The 20,706-nt window shown below is 56.1% G+C and carries 16 protein-coding genes, 2 pseudogenes and 1 CRISPR repeat array; of the genes and pseudogenes, 16 read left to right on the forward strand and 2 right to left on the reverse strand.

Annotated elements, in window-relative coordinates:
• Window positions 1-493 (reverse strand): PEP/pyruvate-binding domain-containing protein (locus NW838_RS10345; RefSeq protein WP_414427995.1); only part of this gene is annotated, 493 nt, incomplete at its 3' end.
• A gap of 337 nt (window positions 494-830) precedes the next feature.
• Between NW838_RS10345 and NW838_RS10350 the strand changes: the two genes are divergently transcribed.
• From NW838_RS10350 to NW838_RS10425, 16 genes and pseudogenes are all read left to right on the forward strand, one after another.
• The gene (locus NW838_RS10350; protein WP_414427999.1) at window positions 831-1,784 is read left to right on the forward strand and encodes an RluA family pseudouridine synthase; all 954 of its coding nucleotides are present in this window, start codon (window positions 831-833) and stop codon (window positions 1,782-1,784) included.
• A 175-nt stretch (window positions 1,785-1,959) separates the two neighbouring features.
• Window positions 1,960-2,946, forward strand: coding sequence for a helix-turn-helix transcriptional regulator (locus tag NW838_RS10355; protein WP_414356242.1), 987 nt, complete (start codon window positions 1,960-1,962; stop codon window positions 2,944-2,946).
• Window positions 2,943-3,596: pseudogene (locus NW838_RS10360) on the forward strand (CRISPR-associated endonuclease Cas3''); the annotation flags it as partial. The gene NW838_RS10355 and the pseudogene NW838_RS10360, both read left to right, overlap by 4 nt.
• Window positions 3,597-3,815: 219 nt before the next feature.
• Window positions 3,816-5,624, forward strand: coding sequence for a CRISPR-associated helicase Cas3' (gene cas3, locus NW838_RS10365; RefSeq protein ID WP_414428000.1), 1,809 nt, complete (start codon window positions 3,816-3,818; stop codon window positions 5,622-5,624).
• 16 nt (window positions 5,625-5,640) lie between these two features.
• The gene (casA, locus tag NW838_RS10370) at window positions 5,641-7,239 is read left to right on the forward strand and encodes a type I-E CRISPR-associated protein Cse1/CasA (protein ID WP_414427996.1); all 1,599 of its coding nucleotides are present in this window, start codon (window positions 5,641-5,643) and stop codon (window positions 7,237-7,239) included.
• Window positions 7,236-7,835 carry a type I-E CRISPR-associated protein Cse2/CasB gene (gene casB / locus NW838_RS10375; protein ID WP_414356235.1) on the forward strand — a complete coding sequence of 200 codons (600 nt, stop codon included), beginning with the start codon at window positions 7,236-7,238 and terminating at the stop codon, window positions 7,833-7,835. The genes casA and casB overlap by 4 nt, the downstream gene beginning before the upstream one ends.
• Before the next feature lie 85 nt (window positions 7,836-7,920).
• Entirely contained in the window at window positions 7,921-9,093 is a 1,173-nt protein-coding gene (gene cas7e / locus NW838_RS10380) for a type I-E CRISPR-associated protein Cas7/Cse4/CasC (RefSeq protein ID WP_414356233.1), read from the forward strand.
• A 4-nt stretch (window positions 9,094-9,097) separates the two neighbouring features.
• On the forward strand, window positions 9,098-9,745 hold the full coding sequence (cas5e, locus tag NW838_RS10385) for a type I-E CRISPR-associated protein Cas5/CasD (RefSeq protein WP_414356230.1): 648 nt from the start codon (window positions 9,098-9,100) through the stop codon (window positions 9,743-9,745).
• The gene (gene cas6e / locus NW838_RS10390; protein ID WP_414356228.1) at window positions 9,727-10,359 is read left to right on the forward strand and encodes a type I-E CRISPR-associated protein Cas6/Cse3/CasE; all 633 of its coding nucleotides are present in this window, start codon (window positions 9,727-9,729) and stop codon (window positions 10,357-10,359) included. The genes cas5e and cas6e overlap by 19 nt, the downstream gene beginning before the upstream one ends.
• Before the next feature lie 12 nt (window positions 10,360-10,371).
• On the forward strand, window positions 10,372-11,319 hold the full coding sequence (gene cas1e / locus NW838_RS10395) for a type I-E CRISPR-associated endonuclease Cas1e (protein ID WP_414356226.1): 948 nt from the start codon (window positions 10,372-10,374) through the stop codon (window positions 11,317-11,319).
• A complete protein-coding gene (cas2e, locus tag NW838_RS10400; protein ID WP_414356224.1) occupies window positions 11,319-11,591 on the forward strand; it encodes a type I-E CRISPR-associated endoribonuclease Cas2e in 273 nt (90 codons plus the stop codon). Before cas1e ends, cas2e begins: the two co-directional genes overlap by 1 nt.
• 19 nt (window positions 11,592-11,610) lie before the next feature.
• Window positions 11,611-13,885: direct repeats of the CRISPR family, unit length 29 nt; unit sequence GTTGTCCCCACACACGTGGGGGTGAACCG.
• A 106-nt stretch (window positions 13,886-13,991) separates the two neighbouring features.
• Window positions 13,992-15,167 carry a transaldolase gene (locus NW838_RS10405; protein WP_414356222.1) on the forward strand — a complete coding sequence of 392 codons (1,176 nt, stop codon included), beginning with the start codon at window positions 13,992-13,994 and terminating at the stop codon, window positions 15,165-15,167.
• 52 nt (window positions 15,168-15,219) lie between these two features.
• Window positions 15,220-16,701: pseudogene (locus NW838_RS10410) on the forward strand (cobaltochelatase subunit CobN); the annotation flags it as partial.
• Window positions 16,702-16,751: 50 nt separating this feature from the next.
• Entirely contained in the window at window positions 16,752-17,063 is a 312-nt protein-coding gene (locus NW838_RS10415) for a DUF2605 domain-containing protein (RefSeq protein WP_414358208.1), read from the forward strand.
• Window positions 17,063-17,326: a DUF2973 domain-containing protein gene (locus tag NW838_RS10420; protein WP_414358210.1), complete on the forward strand. Its 264-nt coding sequence runs from the start codon at window positions 17,063-17,065 to the stop codon at window positions 17,324-17,326. Before NW838_RS10415 ends, NW838_RS10420 begins: the two co-directional genes overlap by 1 nt.
• A gap of 65 nt (window positions 17,327-17,391) precedes the next feature.
• Window positions 17,392-17,832 carry a GerW family sporulation protein gene (locus tag NW838_RS10425; protein WP_414427997.1) on the forward strand — a complete coding sequence of 147 codons (441 nt, stop codon included), beginning with the start codon at window positions 17,392-17,394 and terminating at the stop codon, window positions 17,830-17,832.
• Here NW838_RS10425 and NW838_RS10430 read toward each other — a convergent pair.
• Window positions 17,829-20,706, reverse strand: a 2,878-nt coding sequence (locus NW838_RS10430) for an SbcC/MukB-like Walker B domain-containing protein (RefSeq protein WP_414427998.1), incomplete at its 5' end; no start/stop codon positions are given. The two genes, NW838_RS10425 and NW838_RS10430, sit on opposite strands and share 4 nt — an antisense overlap.

Raw genomic sequence — 20,706 nt, forward strand, 5'->3', positions numbered from 1 at the left:
GGTAGGTCTCCTGCTGGCCGGCAAAGCTGGCATCCGGCAAGTCTTCTGCCGTGGCACTGGAGCGCACCGCCACATCGGTGTCGGGGCCGTAGCGCTCGCACAGCTTTTGGTAGGCTTCGGCGATGGCCTGCTCTAGCTGAGGGGGGAAGGGAGTTTGCAAGATCAAGGTGCGGGCAGCCTTGCCCCGCTCGCGCAAATTTTGGACATTCTCAATGTCTAAGTCTTTGAAAATCTCCTGCAACTTCTCCTCTAGGCCCGCAGAGGCGATGAACTGGCGATACGCATGGGCGGTGGTGGCAAATCCTGTCGGCACCTGGATCCCCTTTGAGGTGAGCTGCTGCAGCATTTCTCCCAAGGAGGCGTTTTTCCCGCCCACCTGGGCAACGTCCCGCAGCCCCACCTCCGTCAGGGGCAAGACCAAAGGCGGCTCTGAGCCAAGCTGGGGTTGAGAGGGTTGCTGAAGCTGGGATCCCCTGGTTGCTCCATCCGACATGTCTTACCTCCTTCTTAGATCCATTGAGCGATCCATTGAGCCAACGCCAATTGCTGGGGTGTGCTGTGTTGTCGGCTTGGGATCGCTCCCGGCTCTCCTATGCCAACACTCGGCCCAACTCATTCTTGGGGGGCCATAGCCTCACTCTAGTCAGGATTTTCTGCCCCTTAAAATTGCCCAGGGATCCCCCCAAGAAGGCTTAGAAGGCGATGAGACAAGGCAGATCCCCCCACCACCTGCCTGCGGAAGTTTCTGCAAATCTTCGACCTTTTTTACTCAGTGCAAAAGTAGCCGGGCTGCCACAATGGTCAAAGAAGTCAATTTGGGCAACAACGGCATGGAGGGCCACAAGGAGGCTGCAGCAGACATTCGCCAGATCAGGGTGACGGAAAAACAGCAGGGCTTGCGGCTGGATCGAGGATTGGCAGAGCAACTGCCGGAGCTGTCGCGGTCGCGCCTGCAGCAGCTTATCCGCCAGGGCCAGGTTTGGCTCAATGGGCAGCCCTGCCGGGATAAGGATCGCCCCCTGCAAGCTGGGGATGAAGTCGAGGTGCGGATCCCGCCAGCCACCCCGACTGCCCTGCAGCCGGAGCCGATCCCCTTGGACATTCTTTACGAAGATGACGATTTGCTTGTGATCAACAAGCCCCGCGGTTTGGTGGTGCACCCCGCCCCCGGCCACGCCAGTGGCACCCTGGTGCACGCCCTGCTGGCCCACTGCCCCCATCTTTCAGGCATCAACGGCGAGCTGCGTCCAGGTATTGTCCATCGCCTTGACAAAGACACCACTGGTGCCCTGGTGATTGCCAAACACGATCAGGCCCACCAGCACCTACAAGCCCAGATCCAGGCCAAAACCGCCCGGCGCATCTACTTGGGGGTGGTGTTTGGCCGGCCGGCCCAAAGCCAAGGCACCGTCTCTGCCCCCATTGGGAGGCACCCGGTGGATCGGCAGAAAATGGCCGTCCTGACCCCTGGCCAAGGGCGAGTGGCGGTAACCCACTGGCAAGTGTTGGAGCGGCTGGGCAACTACACCCTGATGCAGTTTGAGCTGGAGACCGGGCGCACCCATCAAATTCGGGTTCATGCTGCCCATTTGCGCCTGCCGATTGTCGGGGATCCCCTCTACACCCAGAGCAAAACCAGCCCTGTCAAACTGAGCGGCCAAGCCCTTCACGCTTGGAAACTTTCCTTCATCCACCCGCGCAGCGGCCAGCCGATGCACTTTACTGCCCCCCTTCCTGAGGAGTTCGAGCGGCTCCTGCGGCAATTGCGCAGCCAAGTCAGATGAAGCGTCGCCGTGGCCGTTCCCACCTTGCAGAGGGATCCCCCTGATTCCATCCGACGGGATCCAGGTTGCTCCCTGCGCCCAAAAGGTTTCAATCTTCAGCAAACCTTTAGAGAAGTCGGAAGCGCTTTTGCCGGGTGAGTTGTTTAGAATGCGCTCATCCTCACCAAAGTAAGCAATGCTACGTCAGCTAGAGCGGGTTTTGAAGCTGGATATGTTGCTGCGCTCCGGGCAGAGGCAGACAGCCTCTTCGCTGGCCAAAGCTCTGGAAGTGAGCGAACGAACGGTTAGGGCGGACATCAGCTTCTTGAAAGACCGCTTTCAAGCTCCCATCAAAACCAACCGCGAAAAAGGATATCACTACACCGATCTGGAATGGCGGTTGCCGACAATATCTCTCACCAAAGGGGAACTGTTTGCCTTAACACTGGGGGCCAGAATGCTGGAAGCCTATGCGGGATCCGCCTATGCCCCACAGTTGCGCTCGGCGATTGGGCGGCTGGCTCAACGGCTCCCAGAGCAGGAATGGCTGGATCTACAGCAGGTGGCCGATGACCGGCTCATTTTTCGCGCAGGAGCAGAAACCCATCTGGATTGGGAGATTTGGCAGCAGTTGGAGGATGCCTGTCGGGAAAAAAGGCGAGTGTGGATGCGCTACCGCACCGCCAGTCGGGGCGATCAAGTGTCGGAACGAGAGCTGGATCCCTATCTGTTGCACATCTACCGGGGGACGAATCCCTATGTCATCGGCTGGTGCCACAAAAGACAGGAAGTGCGCTGGTTTCGAGTAGACAGGATCCTGGCTCTCAAAACCTTGCCGCAAACTTTTGAGATCGATCCCAATTTTGATCCCAAAGCCCATATGGCGATGATTTTTCAACATGAGGCGGGTGGGATCCCTCGGCAGGTGGGGATTTGGTTTGACGCCCAGACAGCCCCCTTTATTCGGGAGCGGCGCTGGCATCCGACCCAGGTGATTGAAGAACAGCCCGATGGATCCCTAATTCTGCGCATGACGGTGCGGGGGATGAACGATGTGAAGCGCTGGGTATTGGGCTATGGCAGAGGGGCCAAAGTGTTGGATCCGCCGGAATTGGTGGACATGATGCGGCAGGAGATCCGCGATATGAGCCAGCAGTACATCGACGAGGAGGTATCCCCATGAACGAACCCCGGTTTTGGGCCAAGACCGGACAGGGGCAGTTCCGAGACAATGGCCAACCTCTGTATCATCCAGTCCTCTGTCACCTGGCGGACACAGCCGCCGTGGCCATGGAGATCGTGAAAACGTACCTCAGCCCGGTTGCTCGCCGGCAGCTATCGGCAGGTTTGGGGCTGGAAGGGGATCCCTTGGTGCGCTTCTGCGGCTTTATGGCTGGGTGTCATGACCTGGGCAAAGTCAGTCCTGCTTTTCAATTTCAAGTTAGCGAAGTGGGAAAAGCCCTGGTGGGAGCCAATCTCTACGATCTGTGGCGCAGCTATCCCACTACCGGACAAGAAACACCTCATGGAACTGTTACCGCTGCAACCCTACCCGGCTTTTTGGAAGAGCTTGGCCTGCAAAAGAAACTGGCCCGAAGGTTAGCAGAAATTGTGGGTGGTCATCATGGCTTTTTTCCGACATCCCATGATATTCAAGGTCTTTTCTCAGATGATGTCGGTCGAGGAGTTTGGATCCCATTTCGTCGGGAGATCTTTAGACAATAGCGTGATTTTGTTGGGTTGAGGACAGAGGAGCTCCCCGACCGCTGCAACAATGCTGCTGCCATGATGTTAGCCGGCCTGACAACGGTTTCCGACTGGATTGCTTCCAACTCTGAGAGTTTCCCCTACGCCAACGACGAACCCTTTGAGGCTTATGCCCCAGGGTTAGCCGAAAAAGCCCAACAAGCCTTGAAAGCCCAAGGTTGGGTCGCGCCCACCACAGGTGCCCCTCTTGCTTTTAAGACGCTCTTCGACTTCATCACCGAGCCTCGACCCCTGCAAATGGCAGCCATTGACCTAAGGGACAAGCTAGCCCCACCCTGTCTGGTCATGGTGGAAGCCTCAATGGGGGAAGGCAAAACCGAAGCAGCGCTCTACCTGGCAGATCACCTGCAGCATCAAACCGGAACCGGCGGTTTCTACATTGGCTTGCCTACCCAAGCGACCAGCAATGCCATGTTCGAGCGCGTCAGGCCATTTTTGCAAAAGCGCTATCCCAATGCTGTAGTGAACCTTACCCTCAGCCATGGGGCAGCGGCTCTCAAAGAAGATTACCTAGATACCGTCTGTCGCCTAGAGCAGGTTTGCGACCAGGAGGGCAAGGGGGTTTTCGCCAGCGAGTGGCATACGGCCCGCAAGCGGACGTTGCTCAGTGCCTACGGCGTGGGCACCCTTGACCAAGCTTTGATGGGGGCAGTACAAGCACGCCACCAGTTTGTCCGCCTATTTGGTTTGGCGGGGCGCACGATTATCCTAGACGAGATCCACGCCTACGACCTCTACACGAGCACCCTGCTGGAGCGGTTTTTGGAATGGGCAGCAGTACTGGGATCCCCGGTGATTGCCCTTTCCGCTACCCTGCCTGTCAGCACCCGCCAGCGACTACTGGCTGCCTACGCCAGAGGCTGCAATCAACCCCCGCCCAATCTCCCTGCTGCCAGCTATCCCCGCATTACGATTTTTGCCTCTGGAGAAGCCCTAGCTCAGCCTTTTAAACCCTCAGATCATGTGCGCCGAAAATTAGGGATCCGTTGGGTCAAAGATGATCGGTGGCCTGAAGAACTCTCGCAAGTGCTGTCTGAATCGGGTGGATGCGTTGCCGTTATCTGCTCAACAGTGAATCGCGCCCAAGAAGTTTTTCAGCGTCTCCAGAAGCATTTTCCGCCAGAGGAGCTGGGCCTATTTCACGGGCGCTTTTTGTTCAAGGATCGAGAAGAGATTGAAAAAGAATGCCTGGAGAAGTTTGGCAAAAACGGCTACTGCCGCCCTTCTCGATTCGTTCTGGTAGCAACCCAGGTTATTGAGCAAAGCCTAGACGTGGACTTTGACTTAATGATCAGCGATTTGGCTCCTGTTGATCTTCTTTTACAACGCTCTGGGCGGCTGCACCGCCACCAACGAGACAAGCGGCCATCTGAGTTGGCTGCCCCTTGTTTATGGATTGTAGAGCCAGCCTTAACCGGCGAGGGCAAAGCTGACTTTCAAGAAAGCGGACACATCTACGATCGCCACATTCTTCTGCGCAGTTGGCTGGCTTTGCGACAGCGCTACCATGTACAACTGCCTGAGGAAATCGATGCTCTGATCGAGTCAGTATATGATCTGGAAATACCTGCCCCCGAAGAACTGGAGACAATTCATGCTGAGGATTGGCTTGCCTCTTTGGAAAAGTATAAAACTGAAGAGGAAGATGCCAAAAGAGCTCAGGCCAATGAGGTGAAGATTCCACCACCCTATTCTGATGCAAAACTTGACCACTTCACTCGGCTGAAAAAAGAGGATGACGAAAGTACCATCGCAGCCGTCACCCGGCTTGGCCAGCCTTCTGTAGCAACAATCTTCCTACAAAAAGATGAGACTGGTTTAGTTTTTCCTGGCACTCAAGAGCAGGTGGATCTCGAAAAAGAGCCTAGTCTAGCTATGATTCGCAAGCTGCTGGCCTACAGCGCCCGCATTTCCTCTAGCTGGGAACTTGTGAAGAAGCTGCGATCTCAAGAGAACCCCAAAACTTGGACATCTGCCTTGTTGCGCAACTGTCGCTATGTTGTTTTGAATGCCAAAGGGTGGGCTCAAGTGGACAACTGGCGACTGCGGTTGGATCCCAAGCTTGGAGTCGCAATCGAGAAGATTAACAGCTAGCCCCTGGGAGAAATCTATGACAACTCAATCCTTTAACCTCACAACAGAAAAGTGGATCCCTGTGATTGACCGTGATTTTCAGATGCAGGAGCTGTCTTTGATTGAATTATTTAAACAGTGGGAAAGTTTACGAGAAATTCGGGGAGATAATCCCCCTACAACCTTGGCACTCTATCGTTTCCTATTGGCAATTATGCATCAAGCCTATCAGGGGCCAAGGGATACAGATCACTGGAATGATATTTTTCAAGACAATGCTCGGAAAGTCATCGACTATCTACAAAGTAAGCAAGATCGTTTCGACCTTCTTGATTCTAGTCGTCCTTTCATGCAGGATACAGCTCTAACTCTAGAAAAAGCTGTACCTGTCTACGCAATCCATACTATGAGCACATCTGAGGTATTCTCTCATGAGCATGAATGGAGTGGCTATAGCATTTCCTTAGCAGAAGCTGCTCGACTGCTGGTGCGCCTACAGGGGGTGGATATTACCAGCCTAAGAGCTTTTTATGTGGGGCAAGATAGCGGCAATCGATCTGCCGTAAACACTCCAACGATTAATGCTGCCAATGTTCTCCTCAGGGGAAAGAGCTTAAAAGAGACACTGATGTTAAATTTAATGCAGTACAGTCCAGAGAATGAGATACCCAGCGCGGTATCTGGAGAAGATCTACCTACTTGGGAAACTGAAACTGGCTACAGTGGCCAACCTAAAAAAGAGATTCCCAAAGGATACATTCACTATCTAACTTTTCCCTGGCGGAGGCTGCGGCTATTTTTAGAGGTTGCAGAGATGGGGCGAGTGAAACAACTGGCCATCACCATGGGTAATTCCTTACCCGATAATGTAGAGGCTCGACAGTGGGAATGTGGCATTGCCTATCGAGAAGGAAAGCCAGTGCGTCTATCTCTGCACAGACAGTTGTGGCGCGATGCGGACAGTTTTCTCTTGACGGCTGACAAGCAAACTCGTCCCCGGATTGTAGATTGGTTGGCTGAACTCAGATCAGAAGAAATGATTAGTGATACAGTTGTATTTGAAATATTGGGCATGAGTGCCGATCAGGCTAAACCTCTGGGATGGAGCTCAGTTCGATTCTCAGCTCCAATTCAATTTGTTACAGACTTAGAACTGGCACAAAGCCTAAAAAGTGCTATTGCAATTGCTGAGAGTCATCAACAAATTTTTCGCTCTTTCAAAGGTAGTCCCTACTTTTCCATGGCAGAAGTCCTCAAAAATGGGGAGCCCGAGAAACTAGCCAATGCCCTAGATGGAGAATCTCGTTACTGGGCAGATCTCGATCGCGCCTTTCCAGAGCTGCTGTATGCTTTGCCTCAAGATAGCCAAACTGGATCTGATGGGATCACTCGCTACGGATCCAAGACCTTACCTGCCTGGACTCAAACCGTCCAAACTGCTGCCCTCCAAGCCTTTATCGAATCTATAGAACCTATTCGCAACTACCAGGCTAGGGCCGCAGCCCTGCAGATTTTGGAGCGGAAACTGGCAGATCTCCGCCTCAGCCCGGCGGAAAGGAAAGCCCAAAACCAAAAAGCCACAAAGAAAAATCAAAGGAAAGAGCAAGCTGTTTCTAAGCAGGAGACTAAGTCATGACCGGAGTCCAGACTTTATCACACAATCGACTGGAGCGGGCAACAAGGTTTTTACAAGCAATTCAGGAGCGCGTCAAAAACGACAACGGCACAAGAGCCGCCTTTAAGCGGGCACTCTCTGGCGAAGCTTACCATTTGTGGAAGGTTTACCCCTTTGTACTGCCCTATTTGGAAGGCATCCCCGAATGGCAACAGGATATCTGGATTTTTGTGGCTTGCCTCTCGGTTTACCATGACCAAGACGTGGAGCCAGACCCCAGAAACTTTGCAAAAAGCTGTCGTGAACTGCAAGACAGCGCTGAACCCTCCAAAGGCCCAGAGAAAAGATTTAAGTCTCTTCTTGAGGCAGAGCTTGACTACATTCAATACCCAATTACAGCTTTGGTGCGACAAATGAAAAGCAAAAGTGATAGGAAGATTTTCGTCCACTACCCAACGCTAATCGCTGACCTTTGCTTATGGAATCATCCTAATCAAATTGTTCAGGACAGATGGGCTAGAACCTTTTGGCAAATATCTTCTTCTGAATCTGAAGGGAAAAAGGAGGTTGACGATGCAACTTCTGAGGCAATTGATGAGGTCGAAACCGATATGTAAGAAGCGAAAGCCAAACTAAAACAGCTTCGTTCCTAGCTAGATCATCGAGAATCTTCGGATCCCATAACTCAAAGGAGAAGTCACCATGCAACGAAACAAAGAGAAAGAAACCATGCGACTGGAAATTCACCTGATCCAAAGTTTCTGCCCTGCCAACCTCAACCGAGATGAAAATGGAATGCCTAAGTCTACGGTATTCGGTGGTCGTCCTCGGGCGCGGATTTCTAGCCAGTGCCAAAAACGAGCGGTGCGACTTTATTATCAACAATACTCAGATGTGAGTGCAGATCAGTTTGCTTGTCGCTCTCGTTTGTGGCTGCCCAACCTGAAAGCATTACTTGTCCAGAAAGAGATTTCTGAAGAGAAGGCTGAATTGGCAGCTAAGCTAGCCTTGAAGCATTTGGGAGCAGAGGAAGACCCGAAAAAGCCCGGTAAAACAAAAACAATTCTATTTTTAGGTTATACAGAGCTGGAGGCCATTGCCAATGTCCTAGTTAAAAACTGGGGAGTTGTTTCTCCTGGTCTAGCCGGGAATAATCGAGAGCTGCCCAAAGAGATTGCCAAAGCCATCGAAAGAGCTCTGACCGATACAGGCAAGCCGGGCGACGTGGCTTTGTTTGGTCGTATGATGGCCTCGCTGCCTGCAGTAAATGTTGATGCTGCTGTTCAAGTGGCCCATGCAATTAGCGTCAATGTCTTGCAACAAGAGTTTGATTTCTTTACAGCCGTAGATGATCTGAGTGGCAGTGACGATACCGGAGCCGATCACATGGGTGAGACTGGGTATAACAGCTCGACTTACTATCGCTTTGCTGTTCTGGATAAAGAACAGTTGATTCATAACTTGGGAGGAACTGAGCATCTGGGATCCATTGTCAAAGCTTTTGCTACGGCCTTTGTTCATGCTGTTCCCAGCGGACATCAAAATGGGTTTGCGGCTCACACTCGGCCTGCACTGGTGATGTTGGTAGTTCGGAAAGGTCAGCCTATTTCCTTGGTGGATGCTTTCGAAGATCCAGTTGCTCCCAAAGCAGGATTGAGCTTGCTGGAAAATGCCGTTAAGGCTCTGGATACTCACTGGGGAGAGCTTATCAAGATGTATGGGGAATCTGATGTGAAGTATAGGGGGGTTGTCACTCTCGATAGGCTGTCCAGCAGATTAAGCGTGCTCAAACCCAGCCAGGAAGGTTCTGTTGAGAGTCTTATACAGAAAGCTCTTGAAGCTCTTGATGTTGTTGGTAGCGGTCAGGAGGGTTAGAACCATGTCTACGCTCCTAATGCGATTGCGTGCTCCCATGATGAGTTGGGGCGACCACAGCCAGTTCGACTATCGCGATAGCCGTCGTGAGCCCACCAAGTCTGCCGTAATCGGGATCCTCTGTGCCGCGCTGGGCCGTCCTCGCTGGGAACCTGTCGGTGATCTGGCTGCTCTCAAAATGGGGGTGCGAGTCAATAAAGAAGGGATCCTGCGCAAGGATTTCCACACGGTGCAAAACAACATGCACGATAGGAATAAGGCTAAAACTACCATCAGCGAGCGCTACTACGTAGCAGATGGCGATTACTTGGTGGGACTGGAAGGGGATCCCGATTTACTCAGAGCTTTGGATCAGGCTCTTGAAAGACCGCGCTGGCAACTGTTCTTGGGCCGAAAAAGCTTTATTCCAAGCCGCTCTGTGCGAATAGGAGTTGTGGAGCAACCTTTGCTGGAAGCTTTGCGCCAGCATCCTTACGAGTGTTCCAGACGTGAGAAGCATCCATCTCAACTTCGTTTTGTGTTGGAAGTCTCAGATAGCTTGGATATTCGTCAGGATGTGCCTTTGAGCTGGCAGCCGCGGCGTTTCGGTCGTCGAGCCGTTAAGACAGAATACTATGCACTCCCGGAGGCAATATGTATCTTTCCCGGCTAGTTCTCAACGAACGACAACTCTTAGTGCAAAGGGATCTCAGCAATTCTCATGCTTTGCATCAGCGAATTATGCATGGCTTTCCTGATCAGCCTACCCAAACTCCTCGATCTGATTGGTGCATTCTCTATCGTCAAGAACCGGATGGCTACACTGTTTTGGTACAGTCTGCGATTCAACCCGATTGGTCTCGCCTGCCAAAGGGCTATGTCCAAAGGGATCCAGAGGTGAAAACCTTTGACCTGACAGCAGAAGTTCTGGCCAAGGGAAAGTGCTTTCGGTTTCGCCTGCGGGCAAATCCCAGCAAGCGAGACAAGAAGACCCACAAGATTGTCGGATTTTTTCGCTTTGCGGATCAACTGGAGTGGTTATGTCGTCAGGGCCAGCGGCATGGATTTGAGGTGTTAGCTGCAGAAGGGATCCCATCGCCCAACATCTTTGGGATCAAAAAGGAGATCCCTGGGCTAGTCCGCATATACACTGTGTTGTTCCAGGGCATATTGCGAGTAACCGATGCCGAGGCTTTGGTTAAAGCGGTGCAGCAAGGGATTGGACGAGGCCGCTCTTACGGCTGTGGGCTCTTGTCCTTGAGTAAAATCAGCCACTCTGCCTTTTAGAAGAGAATCTGTATGGAGAACAAGCCAGTTACGACAAGTCTACGATCTATTCCAAAGGTTCGAGACAGCATTAGCTATGTCTATGTAGAACGATGCCGTATTGAACAGGATGCCAGGGCTGTTGCTGTTTTGCAGGAAGATGGAAGGTATGTGATCCCTTGCGCCAGTTTGACAGCGTTGATGCTAGGCCCCGGAGCTGTAATTACTCATGCCGCCATCAAGAACTTGGCAGATGGCCTATGTTCAGTTCAGTGGGTTGGTGAAGATGGACTGCGCTTTTATGCCAGTGGATCCCATCCTTCCAGTAGTGTGGAAAGGCTCTACCACCAGGCCAAGTTATGGGCAGATCCAGCTCAGCACCTGGAAGTGGTTCGGCGTATGTATGCGTTTCGATTTACCGAACCTTTGAAGGATGGACTGACTCTTGAGCAGATCCGCGGCCTAGAAGGGGTGCGAGTGCGAACGGTTTACAATCGATTAAGCAAAGAAATGGGGGTGAAATGGAGAGGTCGAGACTACAAACCCAAAAAATGGGAGCACTCCGATCCGGTTAACAGAGCTCTTTCTGCTGCTAATGCCTGTCTATACTCTGTTTGTCAATCGGCCCTAAATGCTGTGGGCTACTCAACTGCATTGGGGTTTATTCACGTGGGCAAACCCTTATCTTTCGTTTATGATGTCGCAGATCTCTACAAGACAGAGATTACAATTCCTGCTGCTTTTAAGGCCGCATCCGAAGCACACTCAAATCTTGAGTCGAGAACCAGGCGACTATGTCGGGAGAAGTTTGCAGAATATCGGTTGATGCAAAGAATTGTAGATGATGTTGACACAATTCTAGGTTTTAGAAATACCAAGGACGAGGCTGACTTTGTGGGATCCCTTTGGGATGACAAGAAAGGATCTGTTGAGGGAGGAGTGAGCTACGGAGAGGAATTAGATGAGGAAACGTCGGTCTGATGGTGGTTTTTATCTTGGAAAGCGTCCCAGCCAGCTTGAGGGGCGATCTGAGCCGCTGGCTGTTTGAAGTAAAAGCAGGGGTGTTTGTCGGTCGAGTCTCAGCCCTGGTTCGAGAAGAACTGTGGGCGCGAGTGACCAGCAAAATAGGCAATGGCTCAGCGCTAATGATCTACTCCACCAACTCGGAGCAGGGATTTTGGGCTAAAAGCATCGGGGATCCCTCACGGCAGCTAGTAGACATAGAAGGGGTTCTGCTGGTCAAAACCTACTAAAATCAGCAAAATTGGAAGTGTTGTCCCCACACACGTGGGGGTGAACCGCCCTCGAGAGGTTTGAGGTTGAGAGGTTTGAGCGTTGTCCCCACACACGTGGGGGTGAACCGCTTCCCGTCCCAGACCTGCCACCGCCAGCGTGACGTTGTCCCCACACACGTGGGGGTGAACCGCGCAGCATCCTGGAAGGCGTGCGCATCCAAGGCGTTGTCCCCACACACGTGGGGGTGAACCGGGATCCCTGGTGCATGCTGCTGCGTAGCTATCAAGTTGTCCCCACACACGTGGGGGTGAACCTCCTAGGCGATAGCTATGACTGGCGCGGCAAGTCGTTGTCCCCACACACGTGGGGGTGAACCGTAAATCTCTCACCAGGGCAGGTTGTTGAGGGCCGTTGTCCCCACACACGTGGGGGTGAACCGAGTCAGCTAGGCTGGACTACACGCCCATCGTCCAGTTGTCCCCACACACGTGGGGGTGAACCGCACCAGGCAGCGCACTGTAGGGGGATCCACCACGTTGTCCCCACACACGTGGGGGTGAACCAGTAGGATGGGCGCACCATGAGCAGGCAGTGGGAGGTTGTCCCCACACACGTGGGGGTGAACCGCACTCTTTTAGTGCTTCCACTGTCAGGTTCTCGTTGTCCCCACACACGTGGGGGTGAACCGTCGGTATAAGCAGGGATTATCTGGAGTATTCGGGGTTGTCCCCACACACGTGGGGGTGAACCAGTATGAAGCTCCGGCGCCTCAGGTGGAGAAGACCGTTGTCCCCACACACGTGGGGGTGAACCGCGATAGCGGCACAGGATCCCGATCCAAGAATCGCGTTGTCCCCACACACGTGGGGGTGAACCGGATCCCATCCTCCCTGAGTTGCGTGCTCTAGCCAGTTGTCCCCACACACGTGGGGGTGAACCGTAGATGCTGTGGTCATGGCTCTGTCGTACTTGTCGTTGTCCCCACACACGTGGGGGTGAACCGATCTTCTTGTTCCCTTGGCCGTCATCCTCCCGGCGTTGTCCCCACACACGTGGGGGTGAACCGATCCTGTCCCGCCGTCGCTCCGTGGGAGAGAGGCGTTGTCCCCACACACGTGGGGGTGAACCGAAAATGACGAAACTTTCGTCACCTGCTCAAACCCGTTGTCCCCACACACGTGGGGGTGAACCGTACAAGAGCTGTTGCAAGAACTAGAGCAGATGCGTTGTCCCCACACACGTGGGGGTGAACCGCTTGAAAGAGAGAGGATTGCCCGCGACTTTGTTCGTTGTCCCCACACACGTGGGGGTGAACCGACGCGCGCTGCGTCCTGGGGATGGGGATCCGGCGTTGTCCCCACACACGTGGGGGTGAACCGTGCTGGCCTTGAGGAACTTGTAGCGCAGTAGAACGTTGTCCCCACACACGTGGGGGTGAACCGAACAAGTGGGCGCCGAAGCTGCGAGAGTTTACCGTTGTCCCCACACACGTGGGGGTGAACCGACTTGGGCCACCTGCTGCTGGATCCCTTCTTGGGTTGTCCCCACACACGTGGGGGTGAACCGTCAAGACCCGGGTCAAACACAAAGGTTCCATCGTTGTCCCCACACACGTGGGGGTGAACCGCAGCGTCTGGCCCAGCAGGCTAATGCGGTAGAAGTTGTCCCCACACACGTGGGGGTGAACCGTGTGGCGTTTTGGGTCTGTGTGTGGCGTTAGGCGTTGTCCCCACACACGTGGGGGTGAACCGCATCTACAGCCCCGCCCGACGGGTGCGATAGAGTTGTCCCCACACACGTGGGGGTGAACCGGCCATGGCTCTTATCACATTTGGGATCCCTGCCGGTTGTCCCCACACACGTGGGGGTGAACCGAACAAGTGGACGCCCAAGCTCAAGGGATTCACCGTTGTCCCCACACACGTGGGGGTGAACCAGCCAGCACACCGCTGCCGGTGATCCCTTGGCGTCGTTGTCCCCACACACGTGGGGGTGAACCGCAACTGGTCGACGACGTCTTTGCCGTGGGTCGGCGTTGTCCCCACACACGTGGGGGTGAACCGAGTGGCAGGAAGAAGCCGGAGTATAAACTACCCGTTGTCCCCACACACGTGGGGGTGAACCGGTGTTGACGACGTGCTGGCGGGGCTGGGGTCACGTTGTCCCCACACACGTGGGGGTGAACCGTTCAAGCAGAAGTTCCAATTCAGAAGTGCTCTGGTTGTCCCCACACACGTGGGGGTGAACCGAACCACAGACAGGTGATCCCGTTCGGGGAGTACGTTGTCCCCACACACGTGGGGGTGAGCGGCAGAGAATTAAGACAATCTCATGTCTACCGGGATCCCTGAATGGGATGGGTAACACTGAAACTAGGTCGCAGAAGCGGCGCGTAGCGCAATCTCAAGGAGCCGAACATGAGCAAGAGCTTGCTGGAGCAATTGCGACAGATGACTGTCGTGGTCGCCGATACGGGTGATATCAACGCCATCGAGAGCTTTAAGCCTCAAGATGCCACCACCAACCCCTCATTGATCACGGCTGCAGCCCAAATGCCTCAGTATCAGGGCATTGTCGATGAGACCTTGCTCAAAGCTCGCCAAGAGGTGGGATCCAAAGCTGAGCCGAAAGCCGTGGTGGCCCATGCCATCGATCAATTGGCGGTAGCCTTCGGCGTGCGCATTTTGTCCATCATCCCTGGGCGTGTCTCGACCGAGGTGGATGCCCGCCTCTCCTACGACACGGAAGCTACGGTCGCCAAGGCCCGCCATCTGATCGAGCTGTACAAGGCAGCAGGAGCGGATCCCAGCCGGGTGCTGATTAAAATTGCCTCGACTTGGGAAGGGATCCGAGCTGCCGAGATCCTGGAAAAAGAAGGGATCCATTGCAACCTCACCCTGTTGTTTGGCCTACACCAGGCCATCGCCTGCGCCGAAGCGGGGGTGAAGCTGATCTCGCCCTTTGTGGGCCGCATCTTGGATTGGTACAAGAAACACACGGGCCGGGAGAGCTACCCTCCTGCCGAAGATCCGGGGGTGCAGTCGGTGACCCAGATTTACAACTACTTCCGCAAATACGATTTTCCGACGGAAGTGATGGGGGCCAGCTTCCGCAACATCGGGGAGATCATCGAGTTGGCCGGCTGCGATCTTCTCACCATCTCACCGGCGCTGCTGGCGGAGCTGCAAAACACCGAGGGTCACCTGGAGCGCAAGTTGGATCCAGAAAAAGCCAAGCAGATGGATATTCCCCGCCTGGTGATGGACAGAGCCACCTTCGACCAGATGCACCGGGAAAACCGCATGGCCTCAGAAAAGCTGGAAGAAGGGATCCAGGGCTTCTCCAAGGCGCTGGAGGTGTTGGAAAACCTGCTCACCGAGCGGCTACACAAGCTGGAGGGCAACAAAGTGGTGATTACCCATGCGGCCCAAGACGTGTTTCGCGTCTACGACCTGGATGGGGATGGCTACATTACCCGCGAGGAATGGATGGGGGCGGATCGCGTCTTCGATGCCCTCGACACCAACCAAGATGGCAAGATCACCCCGGAAGAAATGTTGGTAGGGCTGGGGGCAGCGGTTTACCTGAGGTAGGATGCTTCCCCACTCCCAAAATCCGACCCAAGGCCCCAAGGGGGAGCGCTTTCGCCACATCGGAGATGGGGTTGCCGCCCTGGAGGCACAAGCCCGCCTGTGGATTGCCCAGCGTTTGCAGGGGATCCCTTACAATCCGCCACCGGGGCCGACAGCCAGGCAGGTGCTGCATTGGATCGAGACGGATCTGCTCCCTCGCCTGCAGCAAACTCCCCAGGAGCTGGATCACCTGCTCCAGGGGCTAAACGGCGGCTACGTGCCCAGCGGCGCTTCCGGCGCCCCCACCCGAGGCCGGGTGGATGTGTTGCCCACGGGGCGCAACTTTTACTCGGTGGATATCCGCGCCATTCCCACCCCAACGGCCTGGCAAATTGGCGCGCGAGCGGCAGAGCGGGTGGTGGAGCGCTACGTGCAAGAGCAAGGGGAGTACCCCCGTCGTCTGGGGCTATCCGTCTGGGGAACTTCCACCCTGCGCACCGGCGGCGACGATTGGGCCGAAGCCCTGGCCCTGCTGGGGGTGAAACCCCGCTGGGATGGGGGACGGGTGGTGGATATCGAGATCCTGCCCGTGGCCGTTTTGGGGCGTCCTCGGGTGGATGTGACCTTGCGCATTTCCGGCTTCTTCCGCGATGCCTTTCCCAACTTGATTGCCCTGTTTGACCGAGCTGTGCAGGCCGTGGCCGATCTGGAGGAGCCGGAAGCCGATAACCCCTTGCGAGCTCAGGTGTTGGCCGATACTGAATACTGGCAACAGCAAGGGATCCCAACGCAAGCAGCGGCGGAGCGGGCGCGGCTGCGCATCTTCGGTTCCAAGCCAGGGGCCTACGGGGCCGGCCTACAGGGGCTGATCGAGGCACAAAACTGGGAAACTGAGGCGGATCTGGCCCGCGCTTACCTCAACTGGAGCAGCTACGCCTACCGGGCTGAGGCTGAAGGACAACCCGCCCCCGAAGCCCTGCGGCGGCAATTGGCCCACCTGCAAATTGTGCTCCACAACCAAGACAACCGCGAGCACGACCTGCTGGACTCCGATGACTACTACCAGTTTCAAGGGGGGATGGTGGCGGCAGTGCGAACGCTCCAGGGCCGCAACCCGCGGATTTACTTCGGGGATCACGCCCGTCCCCACAACCCTAAGATCCGCACCCTGGCCGAAGAAATTGACCGCGTCTATCGCGCCCGCGTGATCAACCCCAAGTGGATTGCCGGCGTGATGCGCCACGGCTACAAGGGCGCCTTCGAGATGGCTGCCACCCTGGACTACCTCTTTGCCTACGACGTCACCACCCATGCTGTGCCGGATTTCATGTACGCCGGCCTGGCCCGCGCCTACCTATTGGATCCCCAAGTCCAGGAGTTCCTGCGATCCCACAACCCTTGGGCGCTGCGGGACATGAGCGAGCGACTGCTGGAAGCCCACCAGCGGGGCTACTGGCAAGAGCAGGCCCCAGAGCTGCTGCCCCAGATCGAAGCCTTGATGCTGGAGATGGAAGCCTACCTGGAATCCTGCCCCCCTGTGGCGAAAGAAGGTTAAGTTCTGCTAAGCTTTTCTCATCCAAACCAGTTGTGGAGGGATCCCAGGCCATGAGCAAAGCCGAGCTGTTGCGGGAGATTCTGGGGCCGCTGCTGGAAGACTACCGCTACTGGTTTGAGCGTTCTCGCCGCTTTTTGCAGGAAGAGACCCTGGAATTGATCAGCCCAGAGGAGCAACAGTCCTTGCTGGAACAGGTTCTGGCCGCTCAAGCGGAGCTACAGGTGGCCGAAGCGCTTTATCAGGCGTCCGATCAAGAGGTTGGCATCGACCCTGGGCTGATGGCAAAATGGCATCGCCTGCTGATGAAATGTGCCGAATTGGGCCGTCGATTTCGCCAGATTCACCCCTCCTCTGACCTGTGATGCTGCAGATTCTCTACCTCATCGCTTTTGTGGCCATTGCCTTTTTGGCCCTGCGCAACTTGGTTGCCAATGTCATCACGTTGGGCGTGGAAGAGCGCAAGACCTCTCCCCGTCGCGCCCGCCAGCGGATCCCTCACCCAGAGCTGCTGGATGAAGATGGCAACCTCACCGAGGAGCCTCTATTGGTGATTCGCTCGGCCAGCTTGGAAGAAGCTCGCAGCCGTTTGGAAGATCTCTATTCCGGCTCGCCGGACGAAGATTAGGGGAGTTTCTTGGGCTTTCTCTCTTGGGCGTGGCTGCACTAGCCTGGGAAGGTACTGCGCGCGATTTGCCCGAGCGTCTGGTGGGCGAGTCAACGGAGATGGGATCCGACTTCAACGTGGAATCGGTGCTGGAGGCGGTGCTCGGCAAGCTGAAGGTTTTGGCGGAAACGGGACAAACCTTTGGTCAGCCGATCACTATTGGTGAGACGATTATTGTCCCTTACATGTCCTTGCATTTTGGCTTGGGTGGGGGAGGGGGTAACTTTGGAAAGACTGCTCCTGGCTGTCGCGGCAACGGCGGGGATCCGGCCAGTCTGTTCGGGGGAGCGGGGGGCGGGGTGCGCATCGAGCCGGTTGGCTTTCTGGTGATTCGGGGGGAGCGGGTGGAGCTGCTGACCACCGCCCAGAAGCCCGACCAGTGGAACCAACTCAGCGAGGCCTTGGTACCCCTGTTGCAGCAGTGGCTGCAGACTCGTGCCGGGATCCCATCCGACCGGCCCGGCTAGCCGCGAATGTGAAGGCGGGATCCCTGGGGAGAGGGTTGTACCTCAATGCGGCGGGGGAAAGCATCCTGCAGGCTGGGGATGTGGGTGATCACCAAGATGCAGGCAAAGTCGGGGGCGATGGCGTTGATGGCGGCCAGCAGTTGGGCGCGTCCGGTGGCATCCTGGGATCCAAACCCCTCGTCGATGAGCAGCGTTTGCAGATCGGATCCCGAGCGCTGGGTGAGCAGGCGGGACAGGGCCAGGCGAATGGCGAAGTTGATGCGGAAGGCTTCTCCGCCGGAGTAGGTCTCGTAGGGGCGGGTGCCGTGGGGATCGGCGATGAGGATGTCGAGGGTGTCATAGGGACTCCGTCCCGCTACGGAGGACAGCTTGGCCGGTGAGCAATAGCGTCGCCCGGAGCGCTGGGTAACCAATTGCAGGTGCAGGCGGTGTTGGGTAAGGCGGGCCAGGATCTGGTTGGCCTGGGCTTCCAGCTCGGGCAGGACATTTTCGACGATCAGGGCGGGGATGCCGTTGCGACCATAGGCATTGGCCAGCTCTTGGTACACCTGCTGCTGGCGGCGGGCCTGCTGCAGTTGTTGTTCCAGCTCGGCTTGCTCCGCCTGCTGTTGAACCGCCTGTTGTAGCCGTTGCTGGGCAGCCCCTATCTGAGACAGCACCTCATCCAGCCGCCGGCGGTGCTCCCGCAGGGTTTGGCGGATCCCTTCCAGCTGAGCAGGCAAAACCTCGGGATGCTCCGCCAGTTGTTGCTGAAGCCGTTCCAACTCTTGGGTGGCCTGGGCAAAGTGCTGGCGGCTTTCCTGTAGGCGTTGGGATAAGGCTTGGGTGCGGGCTGCCACCTCCGGCAGTTCCTGGCGGGCCACCTGTAGGGCTTGCAGGCGCGCGGGCCAGAGCTGCGCTTGGGCCAGTTCGGCTTTCACCTGCTGGTGCAGGGATCCATCGTAGCCCAGGTGGTTTAACGCCTGTTCCACCTGAGCCAACTGCTCCGCCAGGGGAGCATCCGATCGCGCTAGCGGGCCGGAGTCCTTGGATACCGCCTGTTGCAGGGTTTCCAGTTGTGCCTGTAGAGATGCGATTTGCTCGCAGAGGCGAGAGCGGCGCTCTTGGGCCTTGCGGAGTTCTTGAGAGCGGCCCAGGGCCCAGCGCCAGCGCTCCAGTTCTCCCCGTTGTAGGGCGTGCTCGCGCTCGTCATAGCCCAGTTGGTGCAGGGCCTGCTGGATCTGCTGGAGCTGTTGCCGAGCTTCTTGAGCGTAAGCTTCCCGGTCAAGGATTTCCCTCAACTCTGCCGCCTCTGCTTGCCAGAGCTGGATTTGCCGACAGCGCTCCTGCTCGGCTTCCCACTGCTGTTGCAATCGCCCTTGAAGGTGCAGGCGCTCATCCCAAGTGGCCAGTTCTTGGCTAAGACGGCGGTATTCTTCTTGCAAGAGTTCGATCTCCCGGTCGGCCACCGCCAGTTGTTCGCGGATAACAAACAGTTCGCCGGCAATTTCCTCTTGACGCTCGCGGTGTTTTTTCAGCACCACATCCCGCAGGCGCAGGCTGAGGGGACGGCTACAGAGGGGGCAAGTCCAGTGGCGACGGCGCTGCGGAGCCATAAGGCTGGATCCCTGCGGCTCTGGTGTTGGCGTTGCGGGGGATGACTCGGCAGGCTGGCCGACAGAAGATAGGGCCGGGGATCCCTCCTCTTGTTCTGCTGCCTCCTCGACAAGGGCTGTCACTCTTGCCAAAGTGGGGGTGACCTGATCTCGTTCGCTGCGCGGAGCACTTTGAGCGGAAAACACCTCTTGACCTTCCTCCCAGGTGGTCACCAACAGGCGGCAGCGTTCTTCTTCCTGTTGCCACTGTTGCTGGAGAACCCGCTGGCGTTCCTGGAGCTTTTGCACGAACAGCCGCCGTTCTTGGACTTTTTCCAACACCCGCTGCTGGTAGAGACGCCGTCGCTCCAGCTCTGCCAAGGCGGCCTCTCCTTCGGCGATTTTCTGCTCCAGTTGCTGCTGCTGTTGGGCTAGAGTTTCCTGGCTTTGTAGTTGCTGGCTGAGAAGCTGAACGCGGGCTTGCAGGCGTTCCCGCTCGCGGCGGATTTGCTCTTGCCAATGCTGTTGCTGCTGGAGAAGGACGGCGGCTTGAGCTTGGGCTTGGTTCAGGGCCTGGAGACGCTCTTGAGCTTGCTGGTAGTGGCGCAGGCCGATTTCGATGCGCTCCTGTTCTGCCAGCAATTGGGCATCGGCTTGGGCCTGGGCTTGGCAGGTGGCCAACTCCTGTTGCAGCCGTTGCATCTTGCGCAGTTGCTGCTGTTGCTGCTCTGCTTGCTGGGCTTGCAGCTTTTGGCGTTCTTGGAGCAGATGCTGCTGTTGCTCGAAGAGGTGGTGGAGATGGCGATCTTGGGCCATCAGGGCTTGGTAGCGTTCGTAACCCGCCAGGATGTCTTCACTCTGGGCAATCAGCTCTTCCAACTGGAGCAGGTGCTGTCGCTGGGCACGCCACTGTTGCTCGGTGTGCTGTAGGTTGGTGCCGAGCTTTTGCAAGTGTTGGGTAAGGTGTTGGTGGCGCTCCTGCAGGATGCAGCGATGTTCGTAGAGGCGCTCTAGGGCTTGCAATTCCTGCTGTTGCTGGGCTAGGAGCTGCTGCAGATGAGTTTGCCGTTGTTGGAGTTGCTCCAGTTCGGCTTGAATTTGGCCAAGGTGGGCCTGTTGTTGGTCGAGCTGCTGCAGGCGCTCTTGGAGCAGATCCGCTTTGAGCTTGGCGCTGCGTGCCCGTTCCCGACAGCGCTCGGCCAGCAGATCGTACTGCCCCAGCTTGAGCATGTCGGCCAAAATTTGCTTGCGCTCGCCAGGACGCTTCAGGGTGAAGGCATCCGCTTGTCCTTGTCGCAGA

It is taken from the genome of Synechococcus sp. R55.2 (assembly GCF_047462075.1).
In the GTDB taxonomy this organism is placed as follows: Bacteria; Cyanobacteriota; Cyanobacteriia; order Thermostichales; family Thermostichaceae; genus Thermostichus.

Excerpts from the sequence above, each read along its gene's own strand:
- NW838_RS10350 (WP_414427999.1), top strand. The coding sequence starts at position 831 with ATGGAGGGCCACAAGGAGGCTGCAGCAGACATTCGCCAGATCAGGGTG.
- NW838_RS10355 (WP_414356242.1), top strand. The coding sequence starts at position 1,960 with ATGCTACGTCAGCTAGAGCGGGTTTTGAAGCTGGATATGTTGCTGCGC.
- cas3 (WP_414428000.1), top strand. The coding sequence starts at position 3,816 with ATGGTGGAAGCCTCAATGGGGGAAGGCAAAACCGAAGCAGCGCTCTAC.
- casA (WP_414427996.1), top strand. The coding sequence starts at position 5,641 with ATGACAACTCAATCCTTTAACCTCACAACAGAAAAGTGGATCCCTGTG.
- casB (WP_414356235.1), top strand. The coding sequence starts at position 7,236 with ATGACCGGAGTCCAGACTTTATCACACAATCGACTGGAGCGGGCAACA.
- cas7e (WP_414356233.1), top strand. The coding sequence starts at position 7,921 with ATGCAACGAAACAAAGAGAAAGAAACCATGCGACTGGAAATTCACCTG.
- cas5e (WP_414356230.1), top strand. The coding sequence starts at position 9,098 with ATGTCTACGCTCCTAATGCGATTGCGTGCTCCCATGATGAGTTGGGGC.
- cas6e (WP_414356228.1), top strand. The coding sequence starts at position 9,727 with ATGTATCTTTCCCGGCTAGTTCTCAACGAACGACAACTCTTAGTGCAA.
- cas1e (WP_414356226.1), top strand. The coding sequence starts at position 10,372 with ATGGAGAACAAGCCAGTTACGACAAGTCTACGATCTATTCCAAAGGTT.
- cas2e (WP_414356224.1), top strand. The coding sequence starts at position 11,319 with ATGGTGGTTTTTATCTTGGAAAGCGTCCCAGCCAGCTTGAGGGGCGAT.
- NW838_RS10405 (WP_414356222.1), top strand. The coding sequence starts at position 13,992 with ATGAGCAAGAGCTTGCTGGAGCAATTGCGACAGATGACTGTCGTGGTC.
- NW838_RS10415 (WP_414358208.1), top strand. The coding sequence starts at position 16,752 with ATGAGCAAAGCCGAGCTGTTGCGGGAGATTCTGGGGCCGCTGCTGGAA.
- NW838_RS10420 (WP_414358210.1), top strand. The coding sequence starts at position 17,063 with ATGCTGCAGATTCTCTACCTCATCGCTTTTGTGGCCATTGCCTTTTTG.